We start from the raw sequence: 23619 nt of genomic DNA, 5'->3' as shown, positions 1-23619 counted from the left end.
CGTTGGCAATGCTCTTTTTTCTATCCTTTCAGTTCCTCGTATTTTTTGGCCAGAGCTTTCTGGACGACACTTGGCACTAGTTCAGAAATATCCCCGCCATACTTCGCAACCTCTTTCACGATACTTGAACTCAAGAAAGAATATTGATTTTTCGTCATGATAAAGAATGACTCTATTTTATTGTTAAGGAATCGGTTCATCGAAGTTCCCTGCATTTCATATTCAAAGTCAGAAGTCGCCCTCAATCCCCTGATGATGGCATTCGCGGAAACGCTTTCAGCATAGTCGACCGTCAATCCCTGATAGAAATCCACTTTAACATTCGGCATATGGGCAGTCGCTTCAGTAATCAGTTCCAGTCTCTCTTCCACTGTAAAAAGAGAATTTTTCGCTGAATTGTTCACGATGACCACATATACCTCATCAAAAACATTCGCTCCCCTTTGAATGATATCAAGATGACCAAATGTTATTGGATCAAAACTCCCCGGACAAATCGCTATTTTGGACATTCATAGTTCCCCCTGTTCGTGTACGTTTCCCCATTGATAAATCGTAACGGCAATGACGCCATAAACTTCTTTTCTCTTAACGGTAAAGTCACCAACTTTTTCTGGCAAAGTAACATCATGGCCATGCTCACAAACAATGTATCCCATATCGTTCAGCAATCGGTATTTATGTATTTCTTCAAGAATCTCGACTAGCTTTTGTTTCTTATAAGGTGGATCAAGAAATATCAATTCAAAAGTCATTTCCCTTTTCACCAAAGCCTTTAATGCACGTTCTGAATCATTTTTATAAACTTCTGCACGGTCTGAAAACTTGCATAGTTCCAAATTAGCCTTAACCGTTTGATTTGCTTTAAAATCCCGGTCGACAAATATGGCTTTATCCATGCCTCTGCTTAACGCTTCAATTCCCAGTCCACCGCTTCCGGCAAACAAGTCGAGGACCAGCCCTCCTTCGAAATAAGGACCAATCATGTTGAAAATGGATTCCTTGACTTTATCAGTAGTCGGCCGGGTTCCTGTACCCGGTACAGCCTTAAGTGGTCTTCCTTTGCAAATTCCGGATACGACCCTCATCATTCTCACCACATTTTATGACAAATTTCTGTTACTTTCCTATCCTAACATATTAGAAAAAGCTAGCCAATATTTAAACCCATTTGCCTTCATTTCCATGATGAAAAGAACATATCATTTCGTACCATGGATAGAAGATATCCATTCTTTTTATAAATCTTTTACATCTTGAATAATAAAATGGTTTTTGGCAATAATGTGAATAACAACATTCCTTTTTAGGTGTTGTTGCCAACCGCGGAGAAGGCTTACGTTTCCCCATAAGTTCTTCCTCCGGTTTCTCCTCTCCCTTTGCCTTCTGGTCCTTAGTTAGACATAGAAGGACCCTGCATATTTTTGCAGGGCTTTTTTTCATTGATAAACCACTTATCCCCAATTCCCTTTGTCATCATTCGTCAATGAAGTTGTCCTTCTCTTTTATGAGGGATAATGATAAAGTAATGAATAATAAGTTAGTTAGGAGAGGTTTAATTGATTCAACGTTTTATTGAAATTGGACAAGGATATTCCGATATATATGAGTTGCTGGAAGTAGGCCGCAATCAGAAACATCGAGTTGCAAGGCTATTGGCCATGCATACTACCATAAATGATAAAAAGGTAACGTCATTGGTCATCGTCATGGAGCCCACAGATCCCGGGAAATTCCAGCCGCTTTATATTTGCCGTGAAGGTATCCCTAACCCACATGCAACCAAAAACAAACGCTATGAGCTTTTTGAGAACTTGGCTGAGGAACTGGATAGGCCAATTATTGAAATCGAAGTGAAACCTTCGGTGCTCTTTGCAGAAAGCGAGTTGTACTACCAGCACTTAATCGGCATTTTGCGAATGAATAGATATCTGCCGCCATTAGGCTGAAAAATGTTGCTGCCCTGAAAATGAAAAAGCTGACTCCGCATGAGTCAGCTTTTTTCAAATTCCCATTTTATAATCATATTCTTTCGCTTTATCCGGTTTGGAGTTTTCGAACTCCACCTTCAAAAAAGGCTTGTAAGAAAGGTCCACCTTTTTAACGAACGAATAATTATTCAGTTTTTCCACCAGTGGTTCCACTTCATCCATATTCGTATAAAGCACGACATATTTCAACTTTTTTGAAACATAATGGATATTTCCAAATTTCCTAAGCATTTTGGCTTGTTTCAATGTATGTAAATAGACGATGATTCCCTGTCTCGCTCCAAGCATATCAATAACTCCCTTTTATAAAGGTTTTAACTAAGTGTAGCATAGCAGAATCTTTACTTTCAACCAAGAAAAAAAGATTATAAACAAAATTCTCTCACTATTATGAATATACACACTGTGAAGGGAGCCAAACAAACGATGGATTTAAACCAAATTTGGCATCAATTTATTGTGCATCTATTAGATAATGATGAAATTACCCAAGCATCGATAAAAAAGTTCACAGGAATCCCCTTTATATATATCCATTATCATCCGGCACCAAATGATGATGGTAAGCTTTCCCTCTTAATAAAAAAAGCCGCAAGCCTTTCAATGCGTGGCAAGCAGCTTCATTGTGAAACCATTTTCGTACGGCAGGAAGAACATTTATATGTATTCCGGCATCGTTTTTATGTGCCGCAGAAAAAGATGTTTTGCTGCGGCAACCTTTGTCCGGATTGTATTTTATATCGCAGTTAATCGCTTTTTGCCACGTAACCGAAATATGTAAGATGATAGTTCATGCATCGGTTCATGACCATGTCTCGGCGAGGTTCCAAACATGACACAGCCACCGAACTCCGTAGTAATGTCGAATTTCGATGGCTGCATGTTATATACCGGCCCTGAATGCTTCCAATCTGGCCATTACCCTAAGCAGAGCACCCGCAACTTCCCCCGGTTCCGCAGCTTCCCGTCGAACATCCGCCGGATGAAACAAAAAATGGATTCCCAGCCGGGGTTTTTACCTGTTCAGAAACCGCTCGGCCAATTCTTCCGCTTATTTCATCAAGAACGGATTGCAATTCTGTCTCCGCCCGCTTAAACCTTGCAACGGCAGGATGCATATCCATGTCCCGTTTAGCTTGTCTCGTTTCTAAATTGATGCGTTTATAATCCGGGTGATATTTACCGAACCTTTGAACATCTTCAAATAGATCCTTGAGCGAAGTAAACTTAGAAATAATCCCCTGGGCCTCTTTGTCGTTTTGTAATTTATATAAACTAAGGAGATATTCTTCTCCTATTTCAGAATGAAGGATCATTTCAGCTAATCCATCAGCCTGATGTAAAATGTCGATGATTTCCATAGTAGCAAGCATTAACAAGCTCACCTCCACAACCATTTTACCATTTCTCCCTTTTAGATGCTAATGGTTTGATTAAATCGAGGAAGTGATATGTACCTCAAGCTCTTTTTGCAGCCCTGTTTTTTCACCTGCACCGTTCAAAATCTCCAGCTTTATTTTATGCATGCCATTCGGGACATCCTTTACGATAAATGCTGCCGTTTTCATATCGACTTTCTTTTGATTATCAATAAATACGGACACAGTTGCCAATTGTTCAGGATTTGATTCAGAAAAACCATAGTTTTTCAAGTAGCACTCAACATAGACGGAGTTGCCTTTTACAAATGTTTTTACCCGAAAGTCCTCATCTGAGTTTTGGATGCTCGATACAGTGGTGGCAGCTTCTAGTGTAGAAACACCTTGTATGGCTACTCCTGAGTTTTCAGGTTCAGGTATTTTCTTGCCACAACCCGTCGCTGCCATCAACACTGTTAGAGCCAATATCAACTTTCTCATTCCATCGTCCCCCTTTTGCCTTTATTGTTCGCCAAAAGGAGTAATTTACTCTTACTTTCTTCATTCACTTGGAGCATTCATTGCTTGAAACATATGAAGCATCATTGAGGCAACCTGAACGCTTTCCGAAAATTTAGAGACCCGATGTGGAATCGACTTCTCAAAATAATATTTAGCTTCGGTTTCAAACACATCCACTTCATGTGGATTACGCATTAATCTTTTGTACCATGCAGGCTGAACCCTCAAATAATTTCGCATATCTTCGTTTGTTTGAATGAATTCATATATATTCTGGCGCATGAAAAACCCTCCTTAATCTTTGGTGAATAAAAAAGGGTTAGCTCTCTGCTCTTTTTCTTTTGGGGGAGGACTGGTATCACCTGATTTATTCCCTTGGAAAGCAGATAGCACTCCTTGGATTGCACCGATGGCCTGATTGGCATTCGTAATATATTGTTGAATCTGCCCCATATCCATGTTTTTAACGGCATTCATTAACGAACCGATCAACTCAGTGCTTTGGTCTCCCTTTTCAACCGGCGGTGATTGAGATCCTGTATTCTCTTTGGGCTCACCCACACTGCCGTCAGCCTGCCAGCGTGGATGATCTTCTCCGAGTAAATACCACTCTTCAAAAAGTTCCTGCCATGTTGCTTGTTTGCTTCTCACTTCATTCACTAAATGAGGATGTTCCTTTACAAACTCCCGAAATCCATCCACGGAGGGCCGCTTTCTTTTTGCCATTACTCTCACCTCACACTTAGACATCGCCTATTGCACCATATGCTAAAGGGAGATAAAAAGTGCATAAATTCCTTTACTAATGTAAAGGGGCGTGACTGCGGAATACAAGTTCGTTATGTAAAAACCTCCATTGGCAAACGATCCTCATCGAGGGGAATGCAAATGGTTGGGACCTTTTAAAATATGAGCCACAACAAGAAAACGGACCCAAACCGGGTCCGTTCAGTTTGTAGACAAAAGGGGTTCGGAATTAAAAAATTCCGAACCCCTTTTTGAAATCCCCTTTGAATTTACCCCTAATGTTCAGAGATTGGGGCTCTACGAGCCCACTATGTTAGGCCATTTTTGGACCTTGCCATGTCCAATTGGCCATCTACTTTAAATTATTGGCAGCGAAAGTAAGCATCGCCTGCATCGACAATTTTTTTAAGTCCCCTTAAAGTAGTCCAACGCATACCATGCTTTTCTTTTGCATCTGCGAATACACCAATCGTTTCTTTACGCTTCGCATATATAGTATTACATCTTGATGATGACGCAGATGATCTGCTTTTTCCACATGTGTTTGCCAAATATGCCGTGTCACCACTTTTTGACAGTATTTGGTTCTGTACACCGAGATAAAATTGAGCATGTTGCACAGATGTGTTTTGGGGATTTATACTCGCGATAGCCCTCTTTATTTGTTGTTGAATACTTTAATAGCTCTCCCGAAGGGCAAAGGTAACAATCAAAATGTTCATCGTATACATAGTCCTTTTTGCGAAAAAAAATCCTTCTTTGGTGCGAGGACGTGAATAAGGTAAAGCGGGTATGATTTTTTTGTTAAATAGGTAGCTTGTAATCGCTGGTGTTTTATAAGCTGCATCTGCGGCAACGGCTTCCGGTTTTCCAACTTTCTCAATCACCAACTAGTGGCTCTAATACTGACATGTGTATTTCCAGGTGTTACAATCATTCCCAATACAAAACCGTTGCGGTCTGCGGCCGCGTGGAATTTAATCTCTTTGGTCTCTTCTTTATCAAATTTATCTGGTGGAAAAGGCATTTTTCCATGGTTTTCACGATCTTGATTGACTTCTTCTTGAAGACGTCCTTGATACGCTCGTGTTTCTTTACGAACGATTTTCTTTTCAAATTTCCGTTTATTCGCACTGGCTTTCACATGTGTGGAATCCACGAAAACGTGTTCAGCACTTATTAACTTTTTATTAGCAGCTGTCATTAACATGCGATAGAAAATCTGTTCAATCAGGTCTGTATCTTTAAAGCGTCGCTCATAATTTTTCCCGACCGTGGAGTAGGAGGTGCTTTATCATGAAAACCACAGCCTAAGAACCGGTAAGCCATATTTGTTTCCGCTTCTTCAATCGTTTTACGCATGGAACGAATACCAAAGGTATATTGAATGAATGTCAGTTTAACTAAAATAACTGGATCAATACTTGGGCGTCCTACCTCTAAATACATATCTTTCATCAAGTCATAAATGAAAGTGAAGTCAATGGAAGCCTCCATTTTACGAACCAAATGGTTCGGTGGCACCAGTTGATCTAAAGTAATCATTTCAAGTTGATCTCGCTGAATAGAATCATGTTTAGAAAGCATCCTCATTAATACTTCTATTTTAATACAAAAATGAATCTAGGCAAAAGTGTTCTATCTAAACGGTAAGACAAAGTTGATTGGAGCGGAAGGTACGAGACTCCTGCGGGAAAAGCGCGTCTAGGGGAGACCCCACAGGCGAAAGCCGAGGAGGCTCACCGACCGCGGAAAGCGAGTGCCCTACGTTCCAATCAACGTCCAAATTGTACAAGCCATAAAAATAGACAAACTCGATTTTTATCAAGTTTGTCTACATTCTGAACGGACCCAAAGGGCCATATTTTATCTCTTTATGAAATTCTGGGTGTAATAATTTTTATATACCCCGACGCCCAGACCTGTAAATTCCTCGTTCAGCATCGCATCCCGATGTCCTTTGCTATTTAGCCAACCTTCCATGACAGCAGCTGCATCCACATAATGGGCTGCTATATTTTCACCTGCCGCCCTGTATTTCACATGACCTGCATCAAGACGATTTTCCAAATCCCCCTTTGTTTCAGAAACATGGGTTCCTTCAGGGGTGTCCTTCATTTCCCGGCTATGAAGGTAAGCAACCTCCGCAGTAGCGGCATCCCATTCTAAAGGCTTCAAATCAAATCTGCTGCGCATGATATTCGTAATATCGAATATTTGCTGCTCATTTCCATCTTCCACTTTCGCCATGTCCTCATCTGAAAGGTCCTTAACTGTCACAAGTTCACCATGATAGGTCAACTCATACGGCTTTTGTTTCAATAGGGCGGAATCATTTAAGAATCGGACGCTTGAAACAGTACCAGTGAACTTATCCAAATAAAGCTGAACATTAATATTCCCTAAATCAATTAACGGCCTCATGTTCATATCTTCCTCCGACAATTCAAAACGATAGGAACTGTGACCAACTTCAATATCAACAGTTGGTTCCACATATAAACTGGAATAGATGGCATCAATCGATTCTCCAATTTTAAAAGGAGCGACATTGACCTCATCACCGATTCCATAAGCAGATACCACTTTTTCATTTTCAACGGCTAATTGGAAATAATTATTGTAGTCCTTTTTATAAACCCACCATTCATATCCATAGGCAGACAAATCAATTCGATCCGGCTTACCGTATTCCCTTTCTATCTCTTTTACATTTTTCCCGATCGTTACTGCCAGACCTTCTGTCACTTCAGTAACCCCTTCCTTTTCAGAGGAAGTGCTTCTTTCATTTATATGTCCATTGGGGTTAACACCTTTGTTACCATCAATAAGGGGGTTCCCTTCATCTTCATCGCCGATATTAAGATAAATACCGATTACGAAAAAAATAATGATTAACACCAACACCTTACCTAAACTGCGCAGAGGAACACTCCCTCTCTCTATCTAATTTATGTATCCAATGCAAAAACCTTTCTTTCCTGATTATATCACTGTTCAATCATATTTTTCTAATTTACGTTAGACTGCCCCTTCATTAAATTTATTTTAAAAATGGAACTTTTGTGAATGATTAAAATACCATGGTTGAGTTCATTGCAACTTCCACCATTTCGTACTATTATAAAATATAGGATAAAATGGTATATTATAAACATACTTGGAGATTTTTAATATATTCATGTACATAATATTTTCCCGGTATGTCATTTTAATTCTCAATAGTAAACATAGGAGGTACTACTCGTGAAATTTGAAAGCTTTGGAATCGAAAACATCACAGCCGACTTAAACCGATTAGATGACCTAATGCCGCAATATGGTTTAATACGAGCAGAACAATGGGATTACGAAAGAGTAAGTTACGATCGTAAGTTCGAATTAAAAGAAGGCACGTTTTACCTGAGAATACTTGGCTATGCTACAGAGGGCGATGTTGGCGCTCACAGGGCCGTCATCAAATTAATGGTTCCTCTATTAGGAAAACATTATTATCCACACGGAGTTGAATATGGTGAAGGGGAGGATTTTCCTGCATCACTAGTTAAACAAAGTGAAAAAATCCTCGCTCAAATCAAAGAAGAACTTACGCAATTCAACGGCCTATAAAAGCCGTCAGCGAAAAGTGGTACAAAGAGAGAGAATCATGTTTGATGCTCTCTTTTTTGTATCCAATACAAAAGCCTGATGCTTTTTTTGCACCAGGCTTTTTTGTCATTTTAAAATCCTAGGATCGCCTTTATTAAAGATGTTGTTTCGCCGCCATGATAAATCACATAAAGCAGGATGTAAACAGCTACTCCAGTAATCCCAGTGAAAAACCAAATGATGCTTGTCGCCGGCCCGATTTTTTTATGAATGGTGAATTTACCTTTAAACCCAGTGGTAAGCATGATGATCCCCAAAACAGCTCCAGTTGTTGCAAGCGTTATATGGAAAATCAAAAAAATCGTATAATAAATTTTTATGTCATCGGGTCCGCCAAACGACGTACTACCAATGAAGACCGTCCGAGAAAGATATATAGTGAAAAAGATCACCGCAAAAACCGCAGCTGCCATCATGGTTTTTTTATGTGTCTCGATTTTGCGCTGTTTAATTTGATACCAGCCTATTGCAACAGTGATGGCACTTAATACAATGAAGGCTGTACTTATCGTTGGAAGGATTGGTAAAGACATATGAAATGTAGTCCTCTCTATATTTATTAATCAACTACCATTTTATAAGAGGCAATCATAAAATTCAATAAAATCAAGGATTATTAACAGAATGCTCACTTTTATAGAATACCCAAGTCAAATTACTGGCTATTTGCTTTAATTCGAAAATCAGGTAAAGTCAGATAAAAGACTTGTCCGCCCCAAGACAAGTCTTTTATCGTACAATTATTCTGCAGTCTGAAAATCCGAAGGTATAGGATCGATATCTTTTTGGCCGCCATTCTCCTTTTTGAACCAAGCAAAGAAAATGACACCCAATACATAGCCTAATACGATTTCTTGAATCACTTTCATCAGAACCCCGCCAAGCTGTTGATCCTCAAGCAATGGCAGTCCATTGAACATTTCCGGACCACTGAGCGTTAAACCGGATAGTGCGGAAGCCGGAACGCAAAGTTCCATGGCACTGGCCCAAGATTCCGCATTGGTGAATGTATCATACATTGGATCATTAGCAAATATGATTAAAGCACAGGCAGGGGTCATTAGAATGCCACTGCCGAATATATAAGCTACTTTTTTCACACCTGATAGACTTTCACGTTCGGGCAGTTGATTGACAAGCGGGAACCACATCAAAACAGCGGTCGTAAATAAAAGGACCGTGTATCCGGCATGAATCCACATCCCCGTTTTGATAAAGTCGAATACTAACGGGATATGGTACAACGAGAAAAGAACGTTAAATAATAAAAGGGCGATAAGAGGTCTCGTGAAAAACTGAAATAACGGCTTCACTCCCCTTGAATTTATGAGTGTTCTCATAAGCCAATCTGGAATCGCAATGATAAATAATGGCGGAATCACGAGATAGAGCAGTGCCATTTGAAACATGTGGGCACTGAACATGATATGGCTCAATAAATCCAGCGGCGATCCTTTTACCACATAAAGAAGGAACATGGCTATCAAAAAATAAGTTGCCTGTTTGACGGAAAGCGGTGAGCTGCCCGGAAACTTCCCCCTTTTTTTTGTCACCAGCCAAAAATAGCCAACGGTAATAAGTACGAGGGCGGCAAAATAATAAGGACTCCACAAAGCGCGAAATCCAAAAATATCAATAGACAAAAAAATCACCTCGTTCATGAACTTTTTCTTACTATCCATTATACCTAAAATGAAACATTTTAACAAATATAGATAAACTTGGATGAGAATCACCACATAAAGAAAAACCGGCTATCATTCAATAGCCGATTTTCTTTATGGTTTATATCCAAACAATCGTTAGGAACACTAGGACCGTTATCAAGCCCACTGCAAGGCCGGAAAATAAGAACAATGCAATGGTGCCATGCCCTTTATGCTTCATGTGCATGAAATAATACAATTGGAAAATCACTTGTACAACTGCCAGCAGCAAAATGACCGGTTTAATGAACCAATGTGAAAAACCCTCAATTCCTACTGCAGCAAAAGCAAGTAATGTAAAGAAAATCATTAGTGTAAATGATATTACTTGGTGTTTCATCTCTTCAGCATTTTTCTTACGGCGATATTTTAAATCGACATTCGGGTTCGCTGAATTTGATTGTTCATTCGCCATCAGTTATCCCACCATTCCCATTAAGTATACGACAGTAAAAATAAATACCCAGACTACGTCAATGAAATGCCAATATAGACTCGCAACAAAAAATTTAGGAGCGTTATACAAATTCAAGCCCCTTCCTGCATTACGAACCATAAGAGATATTATCCAAACCAAACCGAAAGCAACGTGTCCTCCATGAAAACCAACTAACGTATAAAACGCGGAGCCGAAGGCACTGCTCGTAAAGGTATGATGGAATTCATGAACATAGTGATTAAATTCATAAATCTCGAGTCCAAGAAAACCAAAACCAAGTGCAACCGTAATCACAAGCCAAGCTTGCATTTGTTTAAAGTGGTTATTTTTCATATGGTACATTGCATACACACTAGTCAATGAACTGGTCAGTAACAGCATGGTTGCTACAAAAGTAAGTGGTAATTCGAATAAATCTTTAGCTAAGGCTGCATCACCATTTGGAACTTTATCCTTCAATGCTAGGTAAGTTGCAAATAGTGAGGCGAATAAAACAGTCTCTCCACCAAGAAACAACCAGAAACCTAAATACTTATTTTTACCTTCTAAAGTCGCTTTCTCGGGAGAAGCAGGCCAAGTGGCATCCGTGAATCTTTCATCTGTTTGCATTATGCCTTACCTCCCTTGTCTTTATCGTCCATAAGGTCTGCTTTATGAATATGGTATCCATGATCGTCTTTAACTGAACGGATAAACATTGAACCAAATGTCACCAAAAGTCCTACTATCATTATAGGCAGGGTCCATGTCTTATCATCCATATGGTATAAAGCGCCGAATGCAGCGATAAATAAACCTGAAGCAATCGTTAATGGAAGAATAGATGAATTTGGCATATGGATATCCCCAAGTGGTTCTGCAGGAGTCATTTCCTTTTTCCCTTCCATTTTTTCAACCCAGTATGGGTCTAATCCGCGGACTAACGGCAGTTGTTTAAAATTATAAAAAGGCGGTGGTGATGGAATGGCCCATTCTAGCGTACGGCCATCTCCCCAAGGATCATTGCCGACCTTTTCATTCTTCACAGATGTAATGATGATATTGATGACCATAACCAAGACACCAAATGCCATCAAAAAGGCTCCCACAGTACTAATCATATTACCTGTATTAAAGCCTTGATCGTCCAAGAATGTAAATACGCGACGAGGCATCCCCATCAAACCTAAGAAATGTTGAATGAAGAATGTTAAATGGAAACCGATCAAGAACGTCCAAAATGTGATTTGCCCCAATTTTTCGCTTAACATTGTTCCAAACATCTTCGGCCAATAGAAATTGATCCCTGCCAATAAACCTAATACAACCCCACCGACGATTACATAGTGGAAATGGGCAACAACGAAATAACTATCATGGTATTGATAATCAGCTGGTGCAGATGCGAGCATGATACCAGTCACGCCGCCCATTGTAAATGTAGGAATAAAGGCAACTGCATAAAGCATCGGAACCGTGAACTTGACGCTTCCTCCCCACATCGTAAAAATCCAGTTGAATATCTTAATACCTGTCGGTACAGCGATAGCCATGGTCGCCACGGCAAAGATTGCATTTGCGATCGGACCTAGACCAGTGGTAAACATATGGTGCGCCCACACCATGAAACCTAAGAAACCGATTAAAACGGTTGCAAATACCATCGATGAATAACCAAACAATCTTTTTCTGGAGAAGGTAGCGAAAATTTCAGAAAAAATACCGAACGCTGGAAGAATCAGGATATACACTTCCGGGTGACCGAATATCCAGAATAAATGCTCCCAAATGATCGTATTTCCCCCTGCCGCTACATCAAAGAAATTCGCACCAAACATCCGATCGAACATCATTAACACCAATCCCACGGTAAGCGGAGGAAAAGCGAATAATATCAATGCAGAAACAACGAAAGTTGACCAGGTAAACAGCGGCATACGCATATATGTCATACCTGGCGCTCGCATATTAATGATGGTTACTAGGAAATTGATCCCTGCCATTAGTGTTCCAAAACCTGATATTTGTAGTCCAAGGACGTAAAAATCAATACCATGGCCTTCCGAGTGAAGGGATAGTGATGCATACGATGTCCAGCCTGCATCGGGAGCCCCCCCTAAAAACCAGGAAAGATTTAAAAAGACTCCCCCAAAGAAAAACAGCCAAAAACCTAATGAGTTCAAAAATGGGAACGCAACATCACGTGCTCCTATCTGTAATGGCACAACCGCATTCATAACAGCAAATACCAATGGCATGGCCGCCAGGAATATCATTGTCGTACCGTGCATGGTCAAAATTTCATTATAAAATCCGGCACTAACGAAGTCATTATTTGGGATTGCAAGCTGGATACGGATAAACATCGCTTCCAAACCGCCGATTACAAAGAATAACCCGCCAGAGATAAGATATAGAATGGCGATTTTCTTATGGTCTACCGTCGTCAGATAATCCCAAAGCGTAGCGCCAAATCCTTTTTTATTAGCGTAGGTACTCACGATTTAACCTCCTTAATCAATGTTCTATTTGTCTTCCACCTTAAGCTCTAATAGATAAGCTGCCAGTGCATTAATATCTGAATCCGAAAGTTCACCGTAAGTACCGGTCATCGTGTTGCCCGGTTTATACTTCTCAGGATCCTTGATCCATTTCTTCACATTCTCTTCCGTATGATCCAATACGCCAGCAACTTTTTCACGCTCACCGAATGTAGCCAGATTCGGAGCCTGACGAGCAGCTTCAGGCCTGCTGTCATTCGGCGTCACCGCATGGCAGCCAATACAACTTTGATTAAAGACATCTTCACCCTGTTTGGCCAGATCGCCTTCAACGACAGGTTCCTTCGAGGCTTTCATATCTTTAGTCCATGCTTCAAAATCACTTTTAGACTTCGTTATGACCTTAAAATCCATCAAAGCATGTGAAGGACCGCAAAGCTCAGCACATTTTCCGTAGAATACGTTGTTCGAATCTTCTGCCTTTTCACCATCGAATTCTAAGAAAAACTGATTGACCCCTTCTGTATTTGTATCCATCTTTCCTCCGACAGACGGTACCCAGAATGAGTGCTTAACATCTGAAGCAGTTAGATTGAAGTACACTTTTCGATCTGTCGGCACAACCAAATCCTGACTTGTTACGACGCCAAGGTCTGGATATTCAAACTCCCACCAATAAAGGTTTGCCCTAACATTCACGACAAGTGCATCCTTCGTCTTTCCATCCTTATCTTTCTTATCCATTGCCTTTGTGTCGGCTAAGTCAAAAGTCGTGACGACGGTTGGAACAGCCAGAACAATTAAAAGAAGGATAGGAATAACAGTCCAGATAATTTCGAGTTTATGACTTCCTTCAATTTGTTTCGGTATTGTTTCGTCGCCTTCCTTCCGACGGAAGCGTAGTATAACTACAACAAACAAAATAATCACAACAATAATAACCAGTACCATGATTAGTGTACTCAATATCAGTAAGTCATACTGAGATTGCGCAACATCGCCAGCTGGCTTCAGTGCGGATAGAAATGGTTCGCCGCAGCCCGAAAGGACAAGTCCTACAATTCCCAGCAGAGCAATTAGGCGCCATTTGTGCAGCCTTTTTTTCATAGCTTCAGAAACCCCTCTTTCGTCAAAATTTTCTCACAAAAATAAAAATGGGCGCAATTGCGAATATTCTCTCTATGTCAATTTCTAAAAAGAAAGAATCCCTAATCTAAGGAATTATTAAGTTGATTCATGTAACCGCTCTTATGTATGCCCCTGTTGGTTCCGTTAATATGTATGAATGGCGGTCAGTGCTTTATTTATCAGTAAACTGGAGGCCTGTAAAAGAACAGGCCGCCAGTTTATTTAAACCAAAACTAGATCAGTGTGACAATAACCATCGCTACAAATAAAATGGTCATATAATTTAGAGAATATACAAACATGGATGTTGCCCATTTAACATCGTCTTTCTTTTTATACCCCTTAATCCCCAAAATAAGCCAGCCTGTGCTCAATAATGCAGCAAGAATAACTAGCGGTGTTCCTAATGGAGTTAAAAAGAAAGGAATGAACATTAAACAGATGATCCACAGCATAATCGATCTTTTTGCAGCCTTGAACCCTTTTACGACCGGAAGCATAGGTACTCCAGCTGCACGATATTCTTCGACACGCCTCATTGCAAGTGCATAAAAATGAGGAGGCTGCCACAAGAACATGATCGCGAACAGGACCCAGGCGATCTTATCAAGGCCCGGGTCGACCGCAGCCCACCCGATAAGCGGAGGCACCGCTCCGGATATACTGCCTATTATCGTATTCGAGACAAATCTACGTTTGAAAACCATAGTATATAAAACAACATAGGCGAAGACGCCGAATGCTCCAAGTATGGCAGTTGTCATATTAGTCAATGCAAGTAAAATCAGCCCTGCAGCAATTAAGCCGAAACTTAACGCCAATACCTTTGAAGGCTGTACTTTCCCGGTTACCGTTGGACGGTTTTTCGTTCTTTCCATTAAATGATCGATATCACGGTCATAATAATTATTGAAACTGCAAGATCCCGCCATTATGAGCGCCGAACCAGCAAGTGTATAAAACACTACATCTAGATTGCTTAAGAAGCTAAGCCCCGAAAAATGAAGAGCTAACCACACGCCGGTAAAAGCTGTAATTATATTTGAATTGACGATCCCCACTTTTATAAGTGCGAGAAAATCCTTCCAAGCTGTTGTTTCAGGTATATCCGATTGAAGGGCGGCTTTACTGTCCTCCATGACAGCTTCTGACAAACCCCTTGTTTCTGACATTTGTTTTCCTCCTTTAAATCATTCAGCACAGACGCAAATGCAAAAAAATACTTACATATGCTATAGAACATTATTTCATACTTTTTGATATTTGTAACCAAGGAAGCGTAAACAAAAAGTAAATTATTTACCAATGACTGTCGTCAATGGAATCCATCGAGAGCTATCATTCTTAATATCATGCTTAATAACAGTAAAATTTAGTAAAATCATTTCTTCAATATATTAAAACACATTTTTGGAAGCTTTTGTGAAAATTTTTCGGATATTTTTGACCAATTTGTGTCTCAATAATTTACTGCTCTTGTAAGATGTTCATCAAGAACATGAATAGTATGCTTTTATCATCATCCCCTAGGCTCTATCCCTATTTTGCTCCTACTTGTAGGTTTACACTCCCTTTATTTCTATCAAAGTCTTTTGTAACTTTCAACTATTTCAGGCATTTTAATTAATAGTTATAATATTAACTGAACTTGTAAAATCATTCTATTTTGTGTAATATCGAGGAAGTTCGACAAATATTATGAAAAATCTTATGCTATTATTAATTTTATGGAACAATCCTAATTTGCTACAGAGAAAAAGGTGGGACTACTAGTGAAATCGTCTCTTAAATGGTTTGCTGTTTTAACAACGATTGTAATGCTTTTCATCTTACTTGGCGGCGCTTTAGTCACGAAGACGGATTCCGGCATGGGATGCGGCAGGTCCTGGCCATTGTGCAATGGCCAATTGATCCCGGACAAAATCACGATTGAATTGGTCATTGAACTTTCCCATCGTCTCGTTTCAGGTGCTGGAGGATTCTTGGTTTTAATTTTATCGTATATGTCTTGGAAAAAAATCGGCCATATCCGTGAAGCACGTTTCTTATCCGTCCTTTCTTTTGGTTTTCTGTTACTACAAGGGTTAATCGGGGCCGCTGCCGTCATTTGGTCACAATCCGATTTTGTCCTTGCCCTTCATTTCGGCATATCGCTCATTTCCTTTGCTGCCGTCTTTTTACTGACATTGTTGATTTTTGAAGTAGACAAGAAGTTCGAAGCCGAAAAACTTATAGTTGACAAACGAATGAAATTCCATATCATTGGCGTATTGATTTTTTGTCTCGTAGTCGTTTATACAGGTGCTCTTGTAAGGCATACAGAATCAAGTCTTATCTGTAAGGATTGGCCTTTATGTGTAAATGACAGCCTTGCACTCCCCTCTAACCTTTATGAATGGATTCAGATGGGACACCGTGCAATCGCAGGCGCCATTTTCATTTGGGTATCGTATGTGGCTTATATCGCAAAAAAACATTACAAAAATCAAAAAGTGTTATATGGCGGTTGGATGGCTGCATTCATTCTCGTATTTTTACAGGTTACCGCTGGAGCCTTCATCATTTTCTCAAGGCAAAACTTATATATCGCATTGACACACGCATTATTCATTGCCTGCTTTTTTGGTGTAATGAGCTATTTGATGCTATTGACATCAAGAAGCAAAAAAAATGCACTGGCCAAGCAAAAAAGAAACTCCACGCACACAGTCAAAGGACAGGATGAAAAGGACATAACACCAACAGTACCCGCCCGTTAATTTCTGATTGTTCAATCAATAATATAATAAGACAAAACAAGAACCACCATTCCCTGGGGAATGGTGGTTCTTGTTTTGTCTTAAGATACCGTGGATTGCCTTGAATGAGGGTGTAGGGCAGCTTGAAACCTCAAGCATACCCCATATACCCTAAATCATTCAGAAGGTCACAGTCAGCGATATTACTTAGTTATTTCAATCAATAAGTCCCCAGTACTGATCGCTTCTCCATCTTTTACATAAATATCTTTGATGGTCCCGGAGAATGGTGCTTGCACGGTGGTTTCCATTTTCATCGCTTCCGTAATGATCAGGTGATCACCCTGCTTGACCTGATCTCCTTTCTCGACCACTACACGAATTACCGTACCTGGCATTGTCGCACCGATTTGTTCTTTATTTTTTGGATCAGCTTTTACTTTTGATACAACGGAAGATTTAATGTTTTCATCCTTGATGATCACTTCACGTGATTGACCATTCAACTCAAAATACACAACCCGTGTTCCATCAGCCAATGGCTGGCCGATTGAAACCAATTTTACGATAAGCGTTTTACCCTTTTCGATTTCAACTTCGATTTCTTCCCCTAGCCTCATACCATATAAGAAAGTCGCGGTATCGAGGTTGGAAACATCTCCAAACAGCTCAATCGTTTTATTGTAGTCCAGGAATACTTTTGGATATAGGGCATATGCAAGCACATCGAAATCAGTGACTGCCCGTCCCAATTCCTTGAATAATTCTTCTTTAAGTGCTGCAAAGTCCACTTCTTCCAATAACTCACCCGGTCTTACTGTTATAGGTTTCTTCCCTTTCAGGATAACTTCCTGAAGCTCTTTAGGGAATCCCCCAACTGGCTGACCTAGATAGCCTTCGAATAACTCTATGACTGAATCAGGGAAATCGATGGATTTACCTTTTGTCAGAACATCCTCTTCAGACAGGTTATTTTGTACCATGAATAAAGCCATGTCCCCAACAACTTTGGATGACGGAGTCACTTTAACGATATCACCGAACATTACATTGACGCGCTGATACATCTCTTTCACTTCATGCCAGCGGTCTCCCAGCCCAACTGCTTTGGCTTGCTGCTGCAGATTACTATATTGACCGCCCGGCATTTCGTGTTTGTAAACCTCGGTATGAGGTGCATTCATTCCGCTCTCGAAGTCATGATAGAATTTCCTGACCTCACCCCAGTATTCTCCTAAACGCTCTAGTGAATCGACTTCCAACTTAGGCTGTCTGCTTGAACCCTCCAATGCATAATGAAGTGTTTGTACACTTGGCTGAGAAGTCAGTCCAGCTAAAGAACCAATCGCCGTATCAACGATATCCACACCGGCTTCAATCGCTTTAGAATACATGTAAATGCCATTTCCGCTTGTATCATGAGTATGCAGATGAATCGGAAGGGATGTCGATTCTTTCAGTTCCGAGACAAGGCGGTAAGCAGCATCAGGCTTCAAGAGCCCGGCCATATCCTTGATCGCTAAAATATGGGCACCAGCTTGTTCCAATTCCACCGCCATATTTTTATAGTAGTCGATATTATACTTGCTGCGTGTTGGATCATTCAAGTCCCCTGTATAACAAATGGCAGCTTCTGCAATTTTGCCGGATTGACGGACTGCATCAATAGCCAATTCCATCCCTTTAACCCAGTTTAAACTATCGAAGATACGGAAAACATCAACGCCTGCATCCGCTGATTTCTCGACGAATTCACGAATGACATTATCAGGATAATTTTTATAACCAACTGCATTTGAAGCCCTTAAAAGCATTTGTAATAGGACATTCGGTGCTTTTTTCCTGAAACTTAACAGCCTGTCCCACGGATCTTCTTTCAAGAAACGATAGGCGACATCGAAAGTTGCCCCGCCCCACATTTCCATTGAAAATAAATCAGGAAGCAGTTTTGCTGTAGGTTCTGCGATATCAAGGATATCTTTCGACCTGATTCTCGTCGCCAATAAAGATTGATGTGCATCACGGAAAGTCGTATCGGTGATCAATACCTCTTTCTGTTCTTTGATCCAATTGACCAGCCCCTCTGCTCCTTGCTCTTCAAGTATATTTTTTGTACCCGAGATAAGCGGCAAGCCACCAACATTCGGAATCGGTGCTGGATCAAAAACAGGTTTTTTCTTTTTCTCGACTCCCGGGAATCCATTCACGGTCACATTTCCGATATATGAAAGCATTTTTGTCCCACGGTCTTTTCTAATTGGGAAGCTAAATAATTCCGGTGTTGAATCAATGAATGATGTATCATATTCCCCATTTATGAATTTTTCATGTTTTACAACATTTTCAAGGAAGGGGATATTTGTTTTAATACCACGAATCCTGAACTCCTTAAGGTTACGAACCATTTTGGAAGCTGCCTGCTCAAATGTAAGCGCATGAGTAGAAAGTTTAACGAGAAGGGAATCATAATATGGTGTGATGACCGCACCTTGGAACCCATTCCCTGCGTCCAGGCGGACACCGAATCCCCCACCAGAACGGTACACCATCATTTTCCCGGTATCAGGCATGAAATTATTCAATGGATCCTCGGTCGTCACCCTTGATTGAATCGCATATCCATGAGTTTTAATTCCTGCTTGTTCGGGAATCCCGATCTTCTTGCCATGGAGCTCATGCCCTTCAGCCACCATGATTTGAGATTGGACGATATCAATGCCCGTAATCATTTCAGTGATCGTATGCTCAACCTGTACCCGTGGATTGACTTCAATAAAGTAAAACTCGCCATTTGCGACAAGGAACTCGACCGTACCAGCGTTTACATAATCAATATTTTTAGCCAACTTGACAGCTGCTTCACAAATCCTTTCCCTTAAATCTTCGGAAAGGGAAACGGAAGGTGCCACTTCCACAACTTTTTGATGCCGTCTCTGAACGGAACAGTCACGCTCATATAAATGGACGATATTCCCATGAGTATCAGCCAAAATCTGAACTTCGATATGCTTCGGATTTTGTATGAATCTCTCTACATAGACTTCATCATTACCAAAAGCTGCTTTAGCTTCCGATTTTGCGCGATCATAAGCCTCTTCAACTTCTTCGATTTTTCCGACAATTCGCATTCCGCGTCCGCCGCCGCCTAATGAGGCTTTTATAATAATTGGAAAACCGTATCGTTCACCAAATTCCTTGACTTCTTCAACACTGGTCACCGGTCCATCGCTACCAGGGATAACCGGAATATCCGCCAGTTCAGCTTGTGTTCTGGCTTTTACTTTGTCACCAAACATATCTAGGTGTCTTGATTCTGGTCCGATGAAGATTATGCCCTCTTCCTCACAACGTTTCGCAAATTCAATATTTTCTGAAAGGAAACCATAACCGGGATGAATCGCATCGACGCCACTCATTTTGGCAATCGCAATTATGCCTTCAATATCCAGGTATGCATCAATCGGCTTTTTGCCTTCCCCGACCAAATATGCCTCATCCGCTTTATATCTGTGATAAGAACCATAATCTTCCTTTGAATAGATTGCAACTGTGTGAATGTCTAATTCCGTACAAGCCCGAAAAATCCTTATCGCTATTTCCCCGCGATTTGCCGCAAGTACTTTTTCTATACGTTTCCCCATTGCTACCACCCTAATCAATATGTATTTTTATTGAATATATAGAAAAAAAGCGTGAAAGATTTCCACCACTTTTTATTCATGAATTGATTTCCCAAATAAGGAGTCCAATCTGTTTAGGCTCATTTTATCGCTGATGTAATTATTTCGATATATTTTATATTTTCGTTTTTCACATCCGATAAAGACAAAAAAGAGCCATATATCATTAACAAATTAAAATTTAGCTATAATAATATATTATCAATTTGATTTAACATTCAATTAATATAACAATAATACTAAAATTAACTGAATACAATAAAAAAATAAAAAATTACATATATTCGTATAAAAAAACAGGGAATTAGATCTGACTCCCCTACTATCGATCCATTATTGATCAAAGCCATATGACCGGAAAATCCCACAGGGAATATTTTAAAATCGGAAGATGACCATTGAACTTAGAAAGAATTCAAAAGAATAAGATAACTCAAATTGAACTTCGCGAACTAATTAGTATGTCACTATTAAATATAGTATAACATTATTCATTAATTGTGTATATAAATAAAAAACTCAAACAATCATCGAGATTTGTTTGAGTTAGTATGTTTTATCTATTATTTTTTTAACGATGCTTCATGCAAAACTGACAATTCCTGTTCAAGGGTTTCCAAAAGGGATTTACCCTCGGTCTCCTCTACCAAACCTAAGCGTACGGCAAAATCAATTTCTCGTGATAGGCCGAACATTTGCGTATCAAGTACCTCTTCATATAAAGGACATTGAGGCATAGTGAGATTTTCCATTTGAACTTTAATCAGTTTTAGAATCTTGTCAGCATCTGCTTTTAATAAAGCATAAGCTTTTTCTCGATGATTGACAAGCATATCAGATGCCATGTTAAATCCCCCCGCTCAGAGCGATTAAATCTTATCTCTAAATTCTACCTTTAGTTTTGTGAAAAAGCAAGGACATTGACGAACAATTTGCCATTGAAATATCACGATCACCTCTCAAATGGATATACCCAGCCATGGAATTTGTTCACCATCTTGAAGATGTGACATTTCTATTATAATTGATTATAATCATTAAAGAGCAACAGAAAGGAATGAGATATTTGGAACCCATCGTATTTATAAATGGAAAAGTGAAATATCCAATTACGCTAGATCCTGGAGTATGGATTTTTGATGACCGTAAAGTTGAAATCGATACATATTTCCACGCTGAAAGAGTCCAAGTCAATGAATTAGAAGAATATACGATTGCCGCCTCCAAACATTGGCAAAAAGAAATACAGGAAGGAGCAATAATGCCACCCACAATAAAAACGGAACGAAAGTTCGAGAAGCAAAGATTGCTGGAAGGGACTTTCGGCATCCCTTTTGAACCGTTTTTAAAAAATGCCGAACCTGAAAATGGGGTGACCGAAGTCATCGTTACAACCGATGATGAGGAGCTTACATTCCCGTTGGCAACGGCACTTGAATTTTTCCTGGGCTTTTCCAAGGATGGAAAGCCGCTTAAAATATCCGAAGGCGGCCCTCTGGAAATTTTTTTCGGAGACGCTTCCAACATCAATGATCCGATAAAAAATGTACGGTCTTTCACCGTTAAATAAGACTTCGTTCATCCTTGCCAAAAACTTTGGCAATCGGCAAGGGAAACCCCTTGCCGATTGCATTATAAAAGTGTAGCTGCCAGTTGTGCCAATCCCGATCTTTCCCCTTTTATCAATTTAACATGGCCGGCTATACGCTCGGTCTTGAATTTTTCCACAACATAGGTCAAACCATTATTATATTCATCTAAATAAGGATGATCTATTTGCTCCGGGTCCCCCATCAAGACAATTTTGCTCCGTTCCCCGACCCTCGTCAAGATTGTCTTGACCTCATGTTTCGTTAAGTTCTGCGCTTCATCGATGATGATGAACTGATCCGGTATGCTCCTTCCCCTGATATAGGTGAGGGCTTCAACTTCGATCGAACTCATTCCTGCTAAAATCGCATCCAATTCCCCAGGTTTTTTCGTATTGAACAGAAATTGGAGATTATCAAAAATAGGCTGCATCCATGGTCTTAATTTTTCTTCTTTTTCCCCAGGCAGATAACCAATATCTTTACCGACCGGAACAATGGGCCTGGCAACCAAAAGTTTCTTATATTGTGACAAATCTTCAGTTTGCATCAATCCTGTTGCCAATGCCAATAAAGTCTTGCCTGTCCCCGCCTTACCAATGAGCGTCACAAGCTGGATATCCGAACGAAGCAACAAATCAAGGGCCATGGTCTGCTGGACATTTCTCGGTTTAATTCCCCAAATATGCTCCCCTTCATACATCAGTTTCTTGACTAGCCTGCAGTTCTCATCCACTATCCCGATCGCCGAAGCTGAACTGCCCAGCGTGTCCTTCATCAACAGGAATTGATTTGGGTAATATGCATCTTTTGTCAATTCTTCCAGTAAAAGAAAGCTTTTTTCATAAAACTTATTCAGGTTATCAATCGATACATACACTTCTTTGTGCCCAGCGTATATATGATCCAGTTCTACAACGCGATCATTTAAAAAATCCTCTGCCTCTAGACCGATGGCGTCAGCTTTAACCCTGACGAGAGTATCTTTGCTAACCAGAATGACCGTTTTTCCATCTTCCTTCGTCTCTTCTTCCAAAGATAAATTTTTCGCGACTGCCAATATCCTGTTATCATTCGTTTTCTCAACAAAAATTTCCTGAAGTTTGTGAAATGAACGGTGGTTGAGTTCAATCCTTATGCTGCCTCCATTATGAAGCGGAATGCTCTGATGCAGCTTTCCTTTTTCACGAAAACTATCGATCAATTTCGATACTTGCCTGGCATTCCTTCCGATTTCATCCATATACCTTTTTTTTGAATCCAATTCTTCTAATACGACTGCTGGAATGACAACTTCATTATCTTCGAATGAATAAATCGAATACGGATCCTGCAACAGGACATTCGTATCTAAAACATAGATTTTTTTCCCCAATATGACGCCTCCTGCCTGCTCTATAGGATATGTCTTACCATTTACTACACTCAGCAGTTATGTAGCGGACGAGACTGTTGATAAAATATATGTTACTTTGCATAAAGATAGAAGAACATTTACAGACTATAAAGAAAACTTCCAGCAAAGAATGCCATCCCCAACATTGATTACACCATGTTTCACTGCATGTAATAATGACAACAGACTTGGTCGGT

Annotated in this window: 23 protein-coding genes and 1 pseudogene; 5 read left to right on the top strand and 19 right to left on the bottom strand. The window is 40.1% G+C overall.

From position 1 onward, the window contains the following. Positions 1-20: 20 nt before the first annotated feature. Positions 21-512, bottom strand: coding sequence for a pantetheine-phosphate adenylyltransferase (gene coaD, locus ACJ9PY_RS07700; RefSeq protein ID WP_034313942.1), 492 nt, complete (start codon positions 510-512; stop codon positions 21-23). Then, positions 513-1088, bottom strand: a complete 576-nt coding sequence (gene rsmD, locus ACJ9PY_RS07695) for a 16S rRNA (guanine(966)-N(2))-methyltransferase RsmD (protein ID WP_034313946.1) — start codon at positions 1086-1088, stop codon at positions 513-515. 471 nt (positions 1089-1559) lie between these two features. On the opposite strand from rsmD, the gene ACJ9PY_RS07690 reads away from it, so the two are divergent. Beyond that, a complete protein-coding gene (locus tag ACJ9PY_RS07690; RefSeq protein WP_063576924.1) occupies positions 1560-1949 on the top strand; it encodes a hypothetical protein in 390 nt (129 codons plus the stop codon). 54 nt (positions 1950-2003) lie between these two features. Here ACJ9PY_RS07690 and ACJ9PY_RS07685 read toward each other — a convergent pair whose 3' ends face one another. Continuing rightward, positions 2004-2279, bottom strand: a complete 276-nt coding sequence (locus ACJ9PY_RS07685) for a YlbG family protein (protein WP_048684554.1) — start codon at positions 2277-2279, stop codon at positions 2004-2006. Between the two features lie 138 nt (positions 2280-2417). Here ACJ9PY_RS07685 and ACJ9PY_RS07680 point away from each other — a divergent pair, with 138 nt between their 5' ends. After that, positions 2418-2741 (top strand): hypothetical protein, encoded by a 324-nt coding sequence (locus ACJ9PY_RS07680; RefSeq protein ID WP_034313954.1) that lies wholly within the window; start codon positions 2418-2420, stop codon positions 2739-2741. Between the two features lie 173 nt (positions 2742-2914). Here the strand turns inward: ACJ9PY_RS07680 and ACJ9PY_RS07675 are convergent, their stop codons facing one another. The 6 genes and pseudogenes from ACJ9PY_RS07675 to ACJ9PY_RS07650 form a co-directional block, all read right to left on the bottom strand. Continuing rightward, on the bottom strand, positions 2915-3364 hold the full coding sequence (locus tag ACJ9PY_RS07675) for a YlbF family regulator (RefSeq protein WP_057278483.1): 450 nt from the start codon (positions 3362-3364) through the stop codon (positions 2915-2917). 60 nt (positions 3365-3424) lie between these two features. After that, positions 3425-3850 (bottom strand): hypothetical protein, encoded by a 426-nt coding sequence (locus ACJ9PY_RS07670; protein ID WP_057278458.1) that lies wholly within the window; start codon positions 3848-3850, stop codon positions 3425-3427. Positions 3851-3910: 60 nt separating this feature from the next. Further along, complete coding sequence (locus ACJ9PY_RS07665; RefSeq protein ID WP_034313959.1) at positions 3911-4153, bottom strand: YlbE-like family protein; 243 nt, start codon at positions 4151-4153, stop codon at positions 3911-3913. 12 nt (positions 4154-4165) lie between these two features. Further along, a complete protein-coding gene (locus ACJ9PY_RS07660; RefSeq protein ID WP_034313961.1) occupies positions 4166-4597 on the bottom strand; it encodes a YlbD family protein in 432 nt (143 codons plus the stop codon). Positions 4598-4970: 373 nt separating this feature from the next. Further along, positions 4971-6205, bottom strand: a pseudogene (locus ACJ9PY_RS07655) (transposase). Between the two features lie 279 nt (positions 6206-6484). Then, entirely contained in the window at positions 6485-7519 is a 1035-nt protein-coding gene (locus ACJ9PY_RS07650) for a CAP domain-containing protein (protein WP_411739736.1), read from the bottom strand. Between the two features lie 345 nt (positions 7520-7864). Between ACJ9PY_RS07650 and ACJ9PY_RS07645 the strand changes: the two genes are divergently transcribed. Next, positions 7865-8227: a YugN family protein gene (locus ACJ9PY_RS07645; protein WP_034313973.1), complete on the top strand. Its 363-nt coding sequence runs from the start codon at positions 7865-7867 to the stop codon at positions 8225-8227. Between the two features lie 110 nt (positions 8228-8337). Here ACJ9PY_RS07645 and ACJ9PY_RS07640 read toward each other — a convergent pair whose 3' ends face one another. From ACJ9PY_RS07640 to cyoE, 7 genes are all read right to left on the bottom strand, one after another. Continuing rightward, complete coding sequence (locus ACJ9PY_RS07640; RefSeq protein WP_411739735.1) at positions 8338-8799, bottom strand: DUF420 domain-containing protein; 462 nt, start codon at positions 8797-8799, stop codon at positions 8338-8340. A 207-nt stretch (positions 8800-9006) separates the two neighbouring features. Then, the gene (gene ctaG / locus ACJ9PY_RS07635; protein ID WP_411739734.1) at positions 9007-9909 is read right to left on the bottom strand and encodes a cytochrome c oxidase assembly factor CtaG; all 903 of its coding nucleotides are present in this window, start codon (positions 9907-9909) and stop codon (positions 9007-9009) included. Positions 9910-10051: 142 nt separating this feature from the next. Next, positions 10052-10387: a cytochrome c oxidase subunit IVB gene (gene ctaF / locus ACJ9PY_RS07630; protein ID WP_034313978.1), complete on the bottom strand. Its 336-nt coding sequence runs from the start codon at positions 10385-10387 to the stop codon at positions 10052-10054. Between the two features lie 3 nt (positions 10388-10390). Further along, positions 10391-11020 (bottom strand): cytochrome (ubi)quinol oxidase subunit III, encoded by a 630-nt coding sequence (locus tag ACJ9PY_RS07625; protein WP_034313980.1) that lies wholly within the window; start codon positions 11018-11020, stop codon positions 10391-10393. Then, positions 11020-12891, bottom strand: coding sequence for a cytochrome c oxidase subunit I (gene ctaD / locus ACJ9PY_RS07620; RefSeq protein WP_106027286.1), 1872 nt, complete (start codon positions 12889-12891; stop codon positions 11020-11022). Before ctaD ends, ACJ9PY_RS07625 begins: the two co-directional genes overlap by 1 nt. 24 nt (positions 12892-12915) lie before the next feature. Beyond that, positions 12916-13998, bottom strand: coding sequence for a cytochrome c oxidase subunit II (gene coxB, locus ACJ9PY_RS07615; protein WP_034313987.1), 1083 nt, complete (start codon positions 13996-13998; stop codon positions 12916-12918). A gap of 254 nt (positions 13999-14252) precedes the next feature. Beyond that, positions 14253-15191 carry a heme o synthase gene (cyoE, locus tag ACJ9PY_RS07610; RefSeq protein ID WP_034313989.1) on the bottom strand — a complete coding sequence of 313 codons (939 nt, stop codon included), beginning with the start codon at positions 15189-15191 and terminating at the stop codon, positions 14253-14255. A gap of 600 nt (positions 15192-15791) precedes the next feature. Here cyoE and ACJ9PY_RS07605 point away from each other — a divergent pair. Beyond that, positions 15792-16778, top strand: coding sequence for a COX15/CtaA family protein (locus ACJ9PY_RS07605; RefSeq protein WP_034313992.1), 987 nt, complete (start codon positions 15792-15794; stop codon positions 16776-16778). 182 nt (positions 16779-16960) lie between these two features. Here the strand turns inward: ACJ9PY_RS07605 and pyc are convergent, their stop codons facing one another. Together pyc and ACJ9PY_RS07595 are read right to left on the bottom strand one after the other, a co-directional pair. Beyond that, complete coding sequence (gene pyc, locus ACJ9PY_RS07600) at positions 16961-20398, bottom strand: pyruvate carboxylase (RefSeq protein ID WP_063576930.1); 3438 nt, start codon at positions 20396-20398, stop codon at positions 16961-16963. A 602-nt stretch (positions 20399-21000) separates the two neighbouring features. Beyond that, positions 21001-21282: a YlaN family protein gene (locus tag ACJ9PY_RS07595; protein WP_034313996.1), complete on the bottom strand. Its 282-nt coding sequence runs from the start codon at positions 21280-21282 to the stop codon at positions 21001-21003. 221 nt (positions 21283-21503) lie between these two features. Here ACJ9PY_RS07595 and ACJ9PY_RS07590 point away from each other — a divergent pair, with 221 nt between their 5' ends. Further along, positions 21504-22007: a peptidyl-prolyl cis-trans isomerase gene (locus ACJ9PY_RS07590; RefSeq protein ID WP_145504971.1), complete on the top strand. Its 504-nt coding sequence runs from the start codon at positions 21504-21506 to the stop codon at positions 22005-22007. Between the two features lie 62 nt (positions 22008-22069). Here the strand turns inward: ACJ9PY_RS07590 and ACJ9PY_RS07585 are convergent, their stop codons facing one another. Continuing rightward, the gene (locus tag ACJ9PY_RS07585) at positions 22070-23401 is read right to left on the bottom strand and encodes a PhoH family protein (RefSeq protein WP_145504970.1); all 1332 of its coding nucleotides are present in this window, start codon (positions 23399-23401) and stop codon (positions 22070-22072) included. Between the last annotated feature and the right edge of the window lie 218 nt (positions 23402-23619).

Origin of the sequence: Peribacillus sp. S4 (genome assembly GCF_046715815.1) — a bacterium.
Taxonomy (GTDB): domain Bacteria; phylum Bacillota; class Bacilli; order Bacillales; family DSM-1321; genus Peribacillus; species Peribacillus frigoritolerans.
This window is presented reverse-complemented; position numbering and strand designations above follow the sequence as displayed.